The 14,574-nt window shown below is 66.2% G+C and carries 10 protein-coding genes; 4 read left to right on the forward strand and 6 right to left on the reverse strand.

The window, feature by feature from the left end; genetic code table 11:
- Positions 1-14: 14 nt before the first annotated feature.
- Entirely contained in the window at positions 15-794 is a 780-nt protein-coding gene (locus AC3A35_RS02485; RefSeq protein ID WP_487434293.1) for a ParA family protein, read from the reverse strand.
- A gap of 417 nt (positions 795-1,211) precedes the next feature.
- Between AC3A35_RS02485 and AC3A35_RS02490 the strand changes: the two genes are divergently transcribed.
- From AC3A35_RS02490 to dnaE, 4 genes are read left to right on the forward strand one after another with little or no spacing between them, the layout of a single operon-like run.
- A complete protein-coding gene (locus AC3A35_RS02490) occupies positions 1,212-3,509 on the forward strand; it encodes an NADP-dependent malic enzyme (RefSeq protein WP_487434295.1) in 2,298 nt (765 codons plus the stop codon).
- Positions 3,510-3,522: 13 nt separating this feature from the next.
- Positions 3,523-4,680: a phospholipase A gene (locus AC3A35_RS02495; RefSeq protein WP_487434296.1), complete on the forward strand. Its 1,158-nt coding sequence runs from the start codon at positions 3,523-3,525 to the stop codon at positions 4,678-4,680.
- Positions 4,681-4,731: 51 nt separating this feature from the next.
- On the forward strand, positions 4,732-5,706 hold the full coding sequence (locus tag AC3A35_RS02500) for a quinone oxidoreductase family protein (protein WP_487434297.1): 975 nt from the start codon (positions 4,732-4,734) through the stop codon (positions 5,704-5,706).
- Positions 5,707-5,748: 42 nt separating this feature from the next.
- Positions 5,749-9,255, forward strand: coding sequence for a DNA polymerase III subunit alpha (gene dnaE / locus AC3A35_RS02505; RefSeq protein WP_487434299.1), 3,507 nt, complete (start codon positions 5,749-5,751; stop codon positions 9,253-9,255).
- A gap of 63 nt (positions 9,256-9,318) precedes the next feature.
- Here dnaE and hemF read toward each other — a convergent pair whose 3' ends face one another.
- The 5 genes from hemF to dusB form a co-directional block, all read right to left on the reverse strand.
- Complete coding sequence (gene hemF, locus AC3A35_RS02510) at positions 9,319-10,233, reverse strand: oxygen-dependent coproporphyrinogen oxidase (protein WP_487434300.1); 915 nt, start codon at positions 10,231-10,233, stop codon at positions 9,319-9,321.
- A gap of 11 nt (positions 10,234-10,244) precedes the next feature.
- Positions 10,245-11,534, reverse strand: a complete 1,290-nt coding sequence (purD, locus tag AC3A35_RS02515; RefSeq protein ID WP_487434301.1) for a phosphoribosylamine--glycine ligase — start codon at positions 11,532-11,534, stop codon at positions 10,245-10,247.
- Positions 11,535-11,547: 13 nt separating this feature from the next.
- Positions 11,548-13,143: a bifunctional phosphoribosylaminoimidazolecarboxamide formyltransferase/IMP cyclohydrolase gene (gene purH, locus AC3A35_RS02520; protein ID WP_487434303.1), complete on the reverse strand. Its 1,596-nt coding sequence runs from the start codon at positions 13,141-13,143 to the stop codon at positions 11,548-11,550.
- 106 nt (positions 13,144-13,249) lie between these two features.
- Positions 13,250-13,486, reverse strand: coding sequence for a helix-turn-helix domain-containing protein (locus tag AC3A35_RS02525; protein ID WP_108950997.1), 237 nt, complete (start codon positions 13,484-13,486; stop codon positions 13,250-13,252).
- On the reverse strand, positions 13,483-14,505 hold the full coding sequence (dusB, locus tag AC3A35_RS02530; RefSeq protein WP_487434306.1) for a tRNA dihydrouridine synthase DusB: 1,023 nt from the start codon (positions 14,503-14,505) through the stop codon (positions 13,483-13,485). The genes AC3A35_RS02525 and dusB overlap by 4 nt, the downstream gene beginning before the upstream one ends.
- Positions 14,506-14,574 lie beyond the last annotated feature (69 nt).

Raw genomic sequence — 14,574 nt, forward strand, 5'->3', positions numbered from 1 at the left:
CGATCCGGCTGGTCTCAGACCCCGTACTTGCGCGCCAGCGAGTCGTGCAGCGCGACGAACTCCAGCGAGAGCTTGTGCTTCGCATCGAGGTGGATCATCGGTTTCGACTGCTCGTGTGACTCCCTGATCCTAACCGACGCGGACAGATAGGGCTGCAGCACCGGCAACCCCTCCCCGATCAGTTCCTGCACCATCTTCTGCGGCAAGCTTGCGCGCGGCTGAAACTGGTTTACCACGATGCCTTCCACCCGCAGGTCCCGGTTGTGATCGGTCCTGATCTCGTCCACATTCTCCAGCAGCGAGTACAGCGCCCGTCGTGAAAAATCGTCGCAATCGAACGGAATCAGACAGGCATGGGCGGCGATCAGTGCCGAGCGGGTGTAGAAGTTGAGCGCCGGCGGCGTGTCGATGAAGATGCAGTCGTAGTCGTCGGCAATTTCATCGAGCGCATCGCGAAGTTTGTAGATCTTGTAGCGGGATTCGAGCTTGGTCTGCAATTCTTCAAGCTGGGGATGCGAGGGCATTACATGCAGCCCGTCGAAGGGTGATTCGACGATGAAGTCTTCGGTCGCCTTCGGGTTCAGCTTGAAATTCAGGGTCTGGTCGAAAAAATCGGCCAAGGTGGCATCGAGACTGTCCACTGCGGCGCCAAGCAGATATCGGGTGGAGTTGCCCTGCGGGTCGAGGTCGATCACCAGCGTGCGCCTGCCCTGATAGGCGCTGATTGCCGCCAGGTTGCAGGTGATGGTGGACTTGCCGACCCCGCCCTTCTGATTGAACACCACTCGACGCATTTTCGATTTCCCCCGGTAGTTGCGGCATTGTGCCAAAAATCGGCCTCCGCATCGCGGCTCCGTGGACGGCGGGCCGGATTTTCGTGGCGGGCGGGCGCTGATCGTCGGACGGCAAATGGGGACTGGTTGCGTACGATGTCGGTGCCCACGTGCGGTCGAAACAGTCGGCAACACCGTGCCCCTGCCCAAGGTGGCGGCCCTGCGCTAAACTGCCTGACCGTTATTCATGACCGTTGCTGCCTGCGCCCCATGGCGGTCGGCATGCGAGCCCGGTCGGGCTCGGTCCGTGGCAGGGCGCCAGACGCCAGAGCAAGAAGAATGCGCTGCGGATGATCTCAATTGGCAAGGCGAGGGCGGGTGCCTGCTGCAATGCCCGGACGTTCATACGAACGCCACACCATACAGGAAGGGAGAACCATGGATCAGGACTTCATCGCCGCGGCGCTGGATTACCATCGTGCACCGACGCGCGGCAAGATTTCGGTCGTTCCGACCAAGGGCTTGACCAATCAGCGCGACCTCGCGCTGGCCTATTCGCCGGGCGTCGCCGCGGCCTGCGACGCGATCGTGGCCGATCCCTCGCAAGCGCGCGAACTCACCAGCCGTGGCAACCTCGTCGCAGTGGTGACCAACGGCACCGCTGTCCTCGGTCTGGGCAACATCGGTCCGCTCGCTTCCAAGCCGGTGATGGAAGGCAAGGGCTGCCTGTTCAAGAAGTTCGCCAACATCGACGTCTTCGATCTCGAACTGAACGAGAACGATCCCGACAAGCTGATCGACATCATCGCCTCGCTCGAACCGACCCTGGGCGGGATCAACCTCGAGGACATCAAGGCGCCGGAGTGCTTCTACATCGAGAAGAAGCTGCGCGAGCGGATGAAGATTCCGGTCTTCCACGACGACCAGCACGGCACCGCGATCATCTCCTCGGCCGGACTGATCAATGGTCTCAAGGTGGTCGGCAAGGACATCGACAAGGTCAAGCTGGTGTGCTCCGGCGCGGGAGCGGCGGCGATCGCCTGCCTCGACCTGATGGTCAGCCTGGGGCTGAAGCGCGAGAATGTCTATGTCTGCGACTCCAAGGGCGTGATCTACGAAGGTCGCGACGAGCGGATGGAGCCGACCAAGGCGCGCTATGCGCAGACGACCGACGCCCGCACGCTGGGCGAAGCGATCGTGGGGGCCGATGTTTTCCTCGGCCTGTCCACGGCCGGCGTGCTCAAGCCGGAAATGGTGGCGAAGATGGCCGATCAGCCGCTGATCTTCGCGCTGGCGAACCCGAATCCCGAGATCCTGCCGGCCGATGCGAAGGCGGTGCGACCGGATTGCATCATTGCCACTGGCCGGTCGGACTTCCCGAACCAGGTCAACAACGTGCTGTGTTTCCCCTTCATCTTCCGTGGTGCGCTCGACGTCGGCGCGAGCACGATCAACGAAGAGATGAAGCTGGCCTGCGTCAAGGCGATCGCCGAACTCGCCCAGGCCGAGCAGAACGACGTGGTGGCTTCGGCCTACGGCGGCGCCGAACTCAGCTTCGGTCCCGAATACATCATTCCGAAGCCCTTCGATCCGCGCCTGATCGTCAAGATCGCCCCGGCCGTGGCCCAGGCCGCGATGGATTCCGGGGTGGCGGCACACCCGATCGAGGACATGGTCGCCTATGCCGCGAGTCTGAGCGATTTCGTGTACCAGTCCGGCATCGTCATGAAGCCGGTGTTCTCGGCGGCCAAGCGCGTACCGATCGAGCAGAAGCGGGTGCTCTACGCGGAAGGCGAGGACGAGCGCGTACTGCACGCGGCGCGGGTCGCGATCGACGAAGGTCTGGCGCGCCCGATCCTGATCGGACGCCCGAGCGTGATCGAGATGCGGATCAAGAAGATCGGCCTGAACCTGGTGCCCGAGCGTGATTTCGATATCGTCAATCCGGAATCCGATCCGCGCTACCGCGAGCTGTGCAACGAGTACTACCGCATCATGGCGCGCGACGGCGTCACGCCCGACCTGGCCAAGGCCAAGATGCGCCGCGACACCACGCTGATCGGCGTGATGCTGCTGCGCCGTGGCGATGCCGATGCGCTGGTGTGTGGCACCTTCGGGACCTACGACTACCACCTCAAGCAGGTCGAGGACGTGATCGGCCTCAAGCCGGGCGCCAGGCAGTTCGCGGCCATGAACCTGCTGCTACTGCCCAAGCGTACGCTGGCCGTGACCGATACCTACGTGAACGAGAATCCGAGCGCCGAGGAGGTGGCCGATATCGCGTTGATGGCCGCTGCCGAACTGCGCAGCTTCGGTCTCGAGCCGCGGGTCGCCTTGTTGTCGCATTCGAATTTCGGCAGTTCGCGTTCGACGTCGGCACGCAAGATGCGCGAGGCCAGCGAGATCCTGCGCCGCACCGCCCCCGAGTTGGAGTGCGACGGCGAGATGCATGGCGACGCCGCACTGTCGCCGGAGATTCGCGCCAAGCTGCATCCGGAGTCCACGCTCAAGGGCGACGCCAATCTGCTGGTGATGCCCAACCTCGATGCCGCCAACATCTCGTTCAACCTGATGAAGATGGCCAATGGTGACGGCGTGTCGGTGGGCCCGATCCTGCTCGGCGCGGCACAGCCGGTGCATATCCTGACCCCGTCGGCTACCGTACGGCGGCTGGTGAATATCACCGCGCTCGCGGTGGTGGACGCCGCAGAGCTGCGCCGCGCCCGGGATGCTTGAGTTGCGACCGGACGTGCGCAACCGTCTTCTGCCGCTGGTGCTGGCAGCGGTGGTGGTCACCGCTTCGCCAGCACATGCGGCGGGCTGGTTGCTGGCCTCACCCGATCCGCGGGTGGCGCCGGGCGAGTCCTTCGAGTTGATCGTGATCGGGGAACCTGCGGACGGCGTCTGGCCGCAGCGCTTGGCGGCCCAGGTCGAATTGCCGGACGGTGGGCCGCGGATCGCGGTCGACCTGGCGGCAACCGGGGCCGGTGGACCGATGCAGCATCGCTATATCGGACACTGGCCGCGCGAGGTGGTCGGGGTGGCGACGCTGTCGCTGGTCGACGCGCCGTCGGCGCGCCTGCTCCTCGATGCCGCTGCGGCCAGCCGCACCGCCGTCGACACTGCGCAGCTCGGAACGGTCGCGGCAATTGCGGACGTTTCGGCGCATGACGCGCAGGCGGCGCCACTGAGCTCCGCACCGCTGGGATTCCACGAGCCGATGTATTTCCTCGTGGGCGGCAACGATCCGCGCTCGGCACGCTACCAGATCAGCTTCCGCTATCGCCTGTTCGACGATCTCGGGGTCGTCGCCGAAACCCTGCCGCTGGTGCGCGGCCTGTATTTCGGCTTCACCCAGACTTCGCTGTGGGACCTGTCGTCCGACTCCAAGCCCTTCCGCGACACCAGTTTCCGGCCATCGCTGTTCTATCAGTGGAAGCTGTCCGACCCGAGCGACGGGACCTCGGGCGCGCTGTCGGCCGGCTACGAGCACGAATCCAACGGGCGCGATAATTCGGATTCGCGCAGCATCGACACCCTGTTCGTGCGCGCGGAGGGGCGTTACTACCTTCCCGATCGTCGCACCTACGTCGGTGTCGAGCCCAAGGTGTGGACCTACATCGACAAGGAAGACAACCCCGACATCACCCGCTACCGCGGCTATGGCCAGCTCGGCCTGCGATTCGGGCGCGACGACGGGCTGATGCTGACTGCGCTGCTGCGGCGTGGCACGGCCGGGGTCGGCAGCACCCAGCTCGACCTGTCCTATCCGCTGCGCCAGAGCATTTTTTCCGGTGTCGGGGCTTTCCTCCATCTGCAGTATTTCAACGGCTACGGCCAGACCCTGCTCGAGTACGACGAATCGCGCCATCCGCAGTTTAGAATCGGCGTTTCGATCGTACGCTGAGCGAACCCGGGGCAGAGGCCACCGTGGGCTCGCCCCCGCCAGGAGACCGCCATGTCCCATGCCATCCGCTTTCACCACACCGGCTCCCCCGACGTCCTGCAGTGGGAAGCCTTCGATCCGGGCGTCCCGGCGGCGGGCGAGGCCCGCGTGCGCCACCACGCCATCGGCCTGAACTATATCGACACTTATCACCGCAGCGGCTTGTATCCAGTGGCGCTGCCCTCGGGGATCGGCCTCGAGGGCGCGGGTGTGGTCGAGTCCGTGGGCGCGGGGGTCGGCGATCTGGTCCCGGGTGACCGCGTCGCCTATGCCGGCGGTCCGCTCGGGGCCTACGCCGAGGTGCGCAACATCCCCGCCGATCGCCTGGTGAAGCTGCCGGACACAATCTCCTTCGAGCAGGGCGCGGCGATGATGCTGCAGGGGCTGACCGCGCAGTATCTGTTACGTCGCACCTACCGCGTGCAGCCGGGCGACACCATCCTGATCCATGCCGCGGCGGGCGGGGTCGGGTCGATCGTGTGCCAGTGGGCGAAGGCGCTCGGTGCGACCGTGATCGGCACTGTCGGCTCCGACGAAAAGGCGGCAACGGCGCGCGCCCATGGCTGCGATCATCCCATCGTGTATACCCGCGAAAAGTTCGCCGAACGGGTGCGCGAGCTTACCGGTGGCGAGGGGGTGGCGGTGGTGTACGACTCCATTGGTGCCGACACCTTCATGGATTCGCTGTCCTGCCTGCGCCCGCTCGGCATGATGGTACTGTTCGGCGCGGCCTCGGGGCCGGTTGCCCCCTTCGATTGCGGCCTGCTGGCGAAGATGGGTTCGCTGTTCCTGACCCGCCCCACGCTGTTTACCTACACCGCGAAGCGCGCCGATCTGGTGGCCATGGCCGCCGAGTTGTTCGACGTCGTGAGCGCGGGCAAGGTGAAGATCGAGATCAACCAGCGCTACGCGCTCAAGGATGCGGCGCAGGCGCACCGCGACCTGGAAGCACGAAAAACCACCGGGTCGACCATCCTGCTGCCGTGATCAGGCAGGCCGGATCGGCATGCCTCGGGTAAAATCCGGGGCATGACTTCCCACCAGCCTGCTCCGTACGCCCCCCGTTTCGTCCACCTTCGCCTGCACACCGAATACTCGATTACCGACGGCATCGTCCAGATCGATCAGGCCATTGCCAGCGCCGCCGCCGATGGCATGCCCGCGCTCGGGATCTCCGACCTGGTCAACCTGTTCGGCATGGTCAAGTTCTACAAGGGTGCGCGTGGCAAGGGCATCAAGCCGGTGATCGGCGTCGATGTCTGGATCGAGAACGAGGTCGAGCGCGACAAGCCGTATCGGGTTCTGCTGATCTGCAAGAACCGGATCGGCTACGGGCAGCTGTGCGAGTTGCTGACCCGGGCCTACCTGGAGAACAAATACCGCGGTCGGGCGGAGATGCGCCGGGCCTGGTTCGAGGGGGGCGCGGCGAGCGAACTGCTGTGCCTGTCCGGGGCGATGATGGGCGATGTGGGCCAGGCGCTGATCAACGGCAACCCGGAGATCGCCGAGCAACTGGCGGCGGACTGGAGCCGGCTGTTTCCGGGCGCGTTCTACATCGAACTGCAGCGGGCCGGCCACCCCGGCACCGAGGCCTACATCCGTCAGGTGGTGCTGCTGGCGAGCCGCCTCGGCCTGCCGGTGGTGGCGACCCATCCGGTACAGTTCCTGACCCGTGAGGACTACAAGGCTCACGAGGCGCGGGTGTGCATCGCCCAGGGCTACGTGCTGGCCGACAAGCGCCGGCCGCGCGACTTCACCGAGGAGCAGTACCTCAAGAGCCAGGACGAGATGTGCGCGTTGTTCGCCGATCTCCCCGAGGCGCTCGAGAACGCGGTCGAGATCGCACGGCGCTGTTCGCTGACGGTGCAGCTGGGCAAGAACTTCCTGCCCCAGTTCCCCACCCCGGACGGCATGACGCTGGACGACTTCCTGATTCAGGAGGCTAAGGACGGGCTCGAACGCAGGCTGGCCCAGCTCTACCCCGACCCCGGGGAGCGCGAACGCCAGCGCCCGCGCTACGAGGACCGGCTCAGGTTCGAGACCGACACCATCATCCAGATGGGCTTCCCCGGCTACTTTCTGATCGTGGCCGACTTCATCCGCTGGGGCAAGAAGAACGGCGTGCCGGTGGGGCCGGGGCGCGGCTCCGGTGCCGGCTCGCTGGTGGCCTATTCGCTCGACATCACCGACCTCGATCCGCTCGAGTACGCGCTGCTGTTCGAGCGCTTCCTGAACCCGGAGCGGGTGTCGATGCCCGACTTCGACATCGACTTCTGCCAGGACAACCGCTACCGCGTGATCGAGTATGTGCGCGAGCGCTACGGCAAGGAGGCGGTGAGCCAGATCGCCACCTTCGGCACCATGGCCTCGAAGGCGGTGGTGCGCGACGTCGGGCGTGTGCTCGATCTGCCCTACGGCCTGTGCGACCGGCTGTCCAAGCTGGTGCCGGTGGAAGGTGCCAAGCCGGTGTCGCTGACCCGCGCCTACGAGATGGAGCCGCAGATCGGCGACATGATGAAGGACGGCAACGACGGCGAATCGGTGCAGGAGCTGTGGAGCCTGGCGCTGCCGCTCGAGGGCCTGTCGCGCAACGTCGGCATGCACGCCGGCGGGGTGCTGATCGCACCCGGCAAGCTCACCGATTTCTGCCCGCTGTACATCGCCGACGGCGACGACGCCACCCCGGTGTCGCAGTTCGACAAGGACGACGTCGAGGCGGTCGGCCTGGTCAAGTTCGACTTCCTCGGTCTGCGCAACCTGACCATCATCGAACTCGCACTGGAGTACATCGCGCGCATGACCGGTAGCCGGCCCGATCTGATGAGCCTCGGCTTCAGGGATCCCGCCGCCTACCAGATCCTGAAGGATGCCAACACCACGGCGATCTTCCAGGTCGAATCGGAGGGAATGAAGAAGCTGCTGAAAAAGCTCGCGCCCGACCGCTTCGAGGACATCATCGCAGTGCTCGCGCTGTATCGCCCCGGCCCCCTCGGCTCGGGCATGGTGGACGACTTCATCCTGCGCAAGAAGGGCCAGCAGGAGATCGACTACTTCCATCCCGATCTCAAGGCCTGCCTGGAACCGACCTACGGCGTGATCGTGTATCAGGAACAGGTGATGCAGATCAGCCAGATCATCGGCGGCTACACCCTGGGCGGCGCCGACATGCTGCGCCGCGCGATGGGCAAGAAAAAGGCCGACGAGATGGCCAAGCACCGCGAGACCATCGCCGCCGGTGCGAAGCAAAAGGGTTACGACCCGGCGCTGGCCGAGCAGCTGTTCGACCTGATGACCAAGTTCGCGGAGTACGGCTTCAACAAGTCGCACACCGCGGCCTACGCGGTGGTCAGCTACCATACCGCCTGGCTCAAGGCCCACCACTGCGCGGCCTTCATGGCGGCGACGATGTCGTCCGACCTCGACAACACCGACACGGTGAAGATCTTCTACGAGGACACCCTCGCCAACAAGATCGCGGTGCTGCCGCCCGACGTCAATTCTTCCGATTACCGCTTCGTGCCGGTCGACCGCAAGACCATCCGCTACGGCCTCGGCGCGGTGAAGGGGGCCGGGGAGCCGGCGGTGCGCGCGATCATCGCCGCGCGCGAGAAGGGTGGAGCGTTCCGCGACCTGTTCGATTTCTGCGAGCGGGTCGACCGGCGGCTGGTGAACCGGCGCGTGATCGAGGCCCTGATCCGGGCAGGCGCGATGGACGCCCTTGAGCGCCACAAGGGACTCGACCGTGCGCAGCTGATGGCGACCGTGTCGCTGGCGATGGAGGCGGCCGAGCAGATCGCCGCCAACGCCATGCAGGGTGGGCTGTTCGACATGGTGCCGGAGGCGGCCGGTGCCGGGGTCGAGTTCGTCAAGATGCGGCCGTGGACCGAGCGCGAGCGGCTCAAGGAGGAGAAGATCGCGATCGGCTTTTTCCTCTCCGGCCACCCGTTCAATGCGTTCAAGCCCGAGGTCCGCCGTTTCGTGCGCCGCACTCTGGCCCAGATCGAACCCTCGCGCGACCTGACCATGATGGCCGGGGTGGTGATGGAGGTGCGGACCAAGGTCGGCAATCGCGGCAAGATGGCCTTCGTGCTGCTCGACGACGGCACCCAGCCGCGCGAGGTCGCGGTCTATTCCGAGGTGCTCGACGCCAACCGCGGCAAGATCGTCACCGACGAGGTGCTGGTGATCGAGGGCAAGGTCAGCAATGACGAGTTCTCCGGCGGGTTCCGCATCATCGCCGACAAGCTGTTGACCCTGGGCGAGGCGCGCAGCCGCTTTGCCCGCGCGCTGCAGTTGCGCCTCAACGGTGAAGTGGGCGAGTCCGGCGGGGCGATCGCCACCGCCGAGCGGCTGCAGACCCTGCTGACGCCGTTTCGCGATGGCGGCTGCCCGGTGAAGGTGAGTTACCGCAATGCGGTGGCCGAGGCGGAACTGCCCTTCGGTGACGGCTGGCGGGTACGGCTGGAGGAGAACCTGCTCGAGAGCCTGCGCGAGTGGCTGCCGGCCGAGGCGGTCGAGGTGGTGTATCCGAACTGAGGACGGGCAGGACGCGGTCGGCGTCAGGGCGCGGACCGCTGGAGGCGGTTCCGCCCGGGTGTGCTACACCCAGTCCTGCGGCTTGAGAAACACCTCGTAGAGCCGCGCTTCGGCCGAACCGGGCTCCGGGTGCCAGTCGTAGCGCCAATGCACCACGGGCGGCATCGACATCAGAATGGATTCGGTGCGCCCGCCCGACTGCAAGCCGAACAGGGTGCCGCGGTCGAAGACCAGGTTGAACTCCACATAGCGTCCGCGGCGGTAGGCCTGGAATTCGCGTTCGCGCTCGCCGTAGCTCGCGTGGCGGCGGCGCTCGACGATGGGCAGGTAGGCGTCGAGGAAGGCGTCGCCGACCGCGCGGGTGAGGCCGAATGCGGTGCCGAAGTCGGTGTGGCCGTCGGCGCCGAGGTCGTCGAAGAACAGCCCGCCGACACCGCGCGGCTCGTTGCGGTGCTTGAGGAAGAAATAGCGGTCGCACCACTCTTTCAGCCGGATGTATTCGGGCTCGCCGCCGAAAGGCAGCACCGCCGCCTTGCAGGTGGCGTGGAAGTGACGGACATCCTCTTCGAAGCCGTAGTACGGGGTCAGGTCCATGCCGCCGCCGAACCACCACACCGGCGCCTTGCCCTCTGCCAGCGCGACGAAGCAGCGCACGTTCATGTGCACGGTCGGGCAATACGGGTTGCGCGGATGCAACACCAGCGACACGCCCATCGCCTCGAAGCGGCGACCGGCGAGTTCCGGCCGGTGTGCGGTGGCCGCGGCCGGCATGCCATCGCCCATCACGTGGGAGAAATTGACCCCGCCGCGTTCGAAGAACTGGCCATCCTCGATGACCCGGGTCAGTCCGCCGCCACCACCCGGCCGCTCCCAGCTGTCAGCGCGGAAGGCCAGGCCGTCGAACGCCTCGAGCTCGGCGACGATGCGTGCCTGCAGTCCGGTGAGATACTGCTTGATGCTGTCGAGGTCGATGCTCATGCCGGCGCTCGTCAGGCCTTGCGCGCGACCGCGCGGTAGCCGATGTCGCGGCGGTACTGGCCGCCGTCGAAATGGATCGCGGCCGCGAGCTCATAGGCACGCTTCTGCGCGGCCTTGACGTTGTCGCCGAGCGCGGTGACGCACAGCACGCGGCCACCGGCGGTGACGATGGCGCCGTCCTGTTCCGCGGTGCCGGCGTGGAACACATGCGCTTCGTCGTTGCCGACGGTGGGCAGGCCGGTAATCGGATCGCCCTTGCGCGGACTGTCGGGATAGCCGGCGGCGGCGAGTACCACGCCCAGCGCAACGCGGCGGTCCCACTCGGCGTCGATCTGGTCGAGCCTGCCCGCGATCGCGGCTTCGATCAGGTCGGCGAGATCGGTCTTGAGCCGCATCATGATCGGCTGGGTCTCGGGGTCGCCCATGCGGCAGTTGAACTCCACCACACGTGGCTTGCCCGCTTCGTCGATCATCAGCCCGGCGTAGAGGAAGCCGGTGTAGGGCAGGCCTTCGGCGGCCATGCCGACGAGCGTCGGCTGGATCACTTCGCGCATCACCCGCGCATGCACTTCGGGGGTGACCACCGGCGCCGGTGAGTAGGCGCCCATGCCGCCGGTGTTGGGGCCCTGGTCGCCGTCGAGCAGGCGCTTGTGATCCTGGCTGGTGGCCAGCGGCAGCGCATGCTTGCCGTCGGCGAGCACGATGAAGCTGGCTTCCTCGCCCTGCATGAACTCCTCGATCACGACGCGGGCGCCGGCCTCACCATACTGCACGCCCATCGTGTTGTCGGACAGCATCATGTCGATCGCGGCGTGGGCTTCGTCTGCCGTCATCGCGACGACGACGCCCTTGCCGGCGGCGAGACCGTCGGCCTTGATCACGATCGGCGCGCCTTCGGCATCGATGTAGGCATGGGCTGCGGCGGCGTCGGCGAAGGTCTGATACCTGGCGGTCGGAATATGGTGGCGGATCAGGAAGCGCTTGGCGAAGTCCTTCGAGCTTTCGAGTTGAGCAGCGTCTTTGGTCGGTCCGAAAATCGCCAGACCGGCGGCGCGGAAGGCATCGACCACCCCGGCCGCCAGTGGCGCCTCGGGGCCGACCACGGTGAATCCGACCTGCTCCTTGCGGGCCAGTTCGACCAGGTCGGCCACCGCCGTCCGCGCGACGTTGTGCAGCTTGGGCTCGCGGGCGGTGCCGGGATTGCCCGGGGCGACCAGCACACGGGTGACCTTGGGCGACTGCGCCAGTTTCCAGGCCAGCGCGTGTTCGCGACCGCCCGCACCGATGACGAGGACTTTCATGAGCTGCTCCGGATCAGTGGCGGAAGTGACGGAAGCCGGTGACCACCATCGCGATGTTCTGCTCGTCGGCGGCGGCGATCACCTCGGCATCACGCATCGAGCCGCCGGGCTGGATCACCGCGGTGGCGCCGGCCTGGGCGAGGACGTCGAGGCCGTCGCGGAAGGGGAAGAAGGCGTCCGACGCGACCACGCAGCCGGCGATCTGGAGTCCGGCATTCTCGGCCTTGATCTTGGCGATGCGCGCGGAATCGACTCGACTCATCTGCCCGGCGCCGACGCCGATGGTCATGCCGTCGCGGCAATAGACGATCGCGTTCGACTTGACGTACTTGGCCACGCGCCAGGCGAACAGCATGTCGCGCAGCTCGGCTTCGGTCGGGGCGCGACGGGTCACCACCTTGAGGTCGGCGAGCTGGATGCGGGCCTCGTCGGCGCTCTGCACCAGCAGACCACCGCCCACCCGCTTGTAGTCGAGGGCGCCCGCGGGCTTGCCGAGCGGGCAGGTGAGCACGCGTACGTTCTGCTTGGCGCGCAGCAGTTCGAGCGCGTCGGCGGTGTAGGACGGCGCGATCAGCACTTCGAGGAACTGGGCCGAGACGGCTTCGGCCGCGGCGCGGTCGACTTCGGCATTGAAGGCAATGATGCCGCCGAAGGCCGAGGTCGGGTCGGTCGAGAACGCTTTCTTGTAGGCTTCGAGCGCAGTGGTGCCGAGCGCGACCCCACAGGGATTGGCGTGCTTGACGATAACGCAGGCGGTGCCGCTCTGATCGCCTTCGAAGGCCTTCACGCATTCCCAGGCGGCGTCGGCGTCGGCGATGTTGTTGTACGACAGCTCCTTGCCCTGCAGCTGGGTGTAGCCGGCGACGCCGCCTTCGGGCGCGTTCGGTTCCTTGTAGAAGGCCGCGCTCTGGTGCGGATTCTCGCCATAGCGCAGGTTCTGCACCTTGTCGAAGGCAAGCTGGAAGCGTTCCGGGTAGGCCTGCTTCGACACGTCGCCGGCTTCGTTGGTGACCAGCGCGGTGAGGTGGTTGGAGATCGCCGCATCGTAGCGCGCGGTGTGGGTGAAGGCCTTCACCGCCAGTGCGAAGCGGGTCTTGTAGCTCAGCTTGCCGCCGTTGGACTTCAGTTCGGCGACGATGTCCGCATAGTCTTCCGGGTTGGTGACGATGCCGACGCCGCCGGCTTCGTTGCCGTGGTTCTTGGCCGCGGCGCGGACCATGGTCGGACCGCCGATGTCGATGTTCTCGATCGCGTCCTCCAGGGTGCAGTCGGGGCGTGCCACGGTCGCCTGAAACGGGTAGAGGTTCACCACCACCAGGTCGATGCGGCTGATGTCGTGGGCGGCGATCGTGGCCATGTGCTCGGTCAGGTCGCGGCGGGCCAGGATGCCGCCGTGCACCTTCGGATGCAGGGTCTTGACCCGGCCGTCGAGCATCTCGGGAAAGCCGGTGTGCTCGGAGACGTCGGTTACGTCGAGACCGGCATCGCGCAGCAGGCTGGCGGTACCGCCGGTGGACAGGAGCTTGATGCCGAGTCCGGCGAGGTCGCGCGCGAATTCGAGTACGCCGCGTTTGTCGGAGACGCTGATCAGGGCTTGGGTGACGTTCATCGTGAGGCCTGGCTTGAAGAGGTGAATCGGAGAAATCTTTGCTGCACGCGGTGCCGCCGCCGGACGCCGGGTGGCGCGGTCGAGGCGACGCCCGTTGCCGGCTGGCTTACAGCAGGTCGTAGTCGGTCAGCTTGCGGCGCAGGGTGTTGCGGTTGATGCCGAGCATGTCGGCCGCCACGGTCTGGTTGCCCTTGGCCTGCTGGAGCACGAACTCGAGCATCGGGCGTTCGACATTGCGGATCACCATGTCGTAGATGGCGGCCGGTCGTTCGCCGTCGAGGTCGCGAAAATACTGGTCGAGGGTCCGGAAGACAGAATCGGCAATCTCGTTGCTGCGGCTCATGCTGCGAGTTCCTGAGGCAGTTCGACTTCGTAACGCAGGCGGGTGTCCGCTTCGGCCAGACGACCGAAGAAATCGTCCACCGCTGCAAGCTGTGCCGGAATGTCGGGTATCTGGTTCATCGTCCGGCGGAAGGCGGCTGAACCGATCAGCCCCTTGGTGTACCAGGAGATGTGCTTGCGCGCGATCTTGACCCCGGTGTCCTCGCCATAGAAGGCGTAGAGATCGGCGAGGTGCTCGCGGCACACCTGCAGGATTTCGCTGACCAGCGGCGGCGGAAGTTCCTCTCCGGTGGCGAGGAAATGTTCGATCTCGCGGAAGATCCACGGCCTGCCCTGCGCGGCGCGACCGATCATGACCCCGTCGGCACCGGTGTAGTCGAGCACGTACTTGGCCTTCTGCGGGGTGGTGATGTCGCCGTTGGCGATCACCGGAATCTTCACCCGCGACTTGACCAGCGCGATGGTGTCGTACTCGGCCTCGCCCATGTACTGGTCGGCGCGGGTGCGGCCATGGATCGCGATCGCGCGGATGCCGGATTCCTCGGCGATGCGGGCGATCAGCGGCGCGTTCCGGTTCTGGCGGTTCCAGCCGGTGCGGAACTTGAGCGTGACCGGCGTATCCGGTACCGCCTTGACCACGGCCTGGAGGATGCGCGCGACCAGCGGTTCGTCCTGCATCAGCGCCGAGCCGGCCATCACGTTGCACACTTTCTTGGCCGGGCAGCCCATGTTGATGTCGATGATCTGGGCGCCCCGATCGGCGTTGTGGCGCGCGGCCTCGGCCATCATTGCCGGGTCGGCGCCGGCGATCTGCACCGAGATCGGATCGACCTCGCCGTCGTGGTTGGCCCGACGCTGGGTCTTGGCACTGCCATAGAGCAGCGAGTTCGAGGTCACCATTTCGGACACGGCCACGCCGGCCCCCAGTTTCTTGCACAACTGGCGGAAGGGACGGTCCGTCACACCGGCCATCGGAGCGACGAAGAGGTTGTTGCGCAAGGTGAATCCGGCGAACTGCATGGGCGTGGGCGGTGCGGGAAAAGAGCGGCATTTTACCCCATGCCGGGGGGGCTTGGGGGGGCATGGTCC

It is taken from the genome of Azoarcus sp. Soil_N_20 (genome assembly GCF_057656155.1).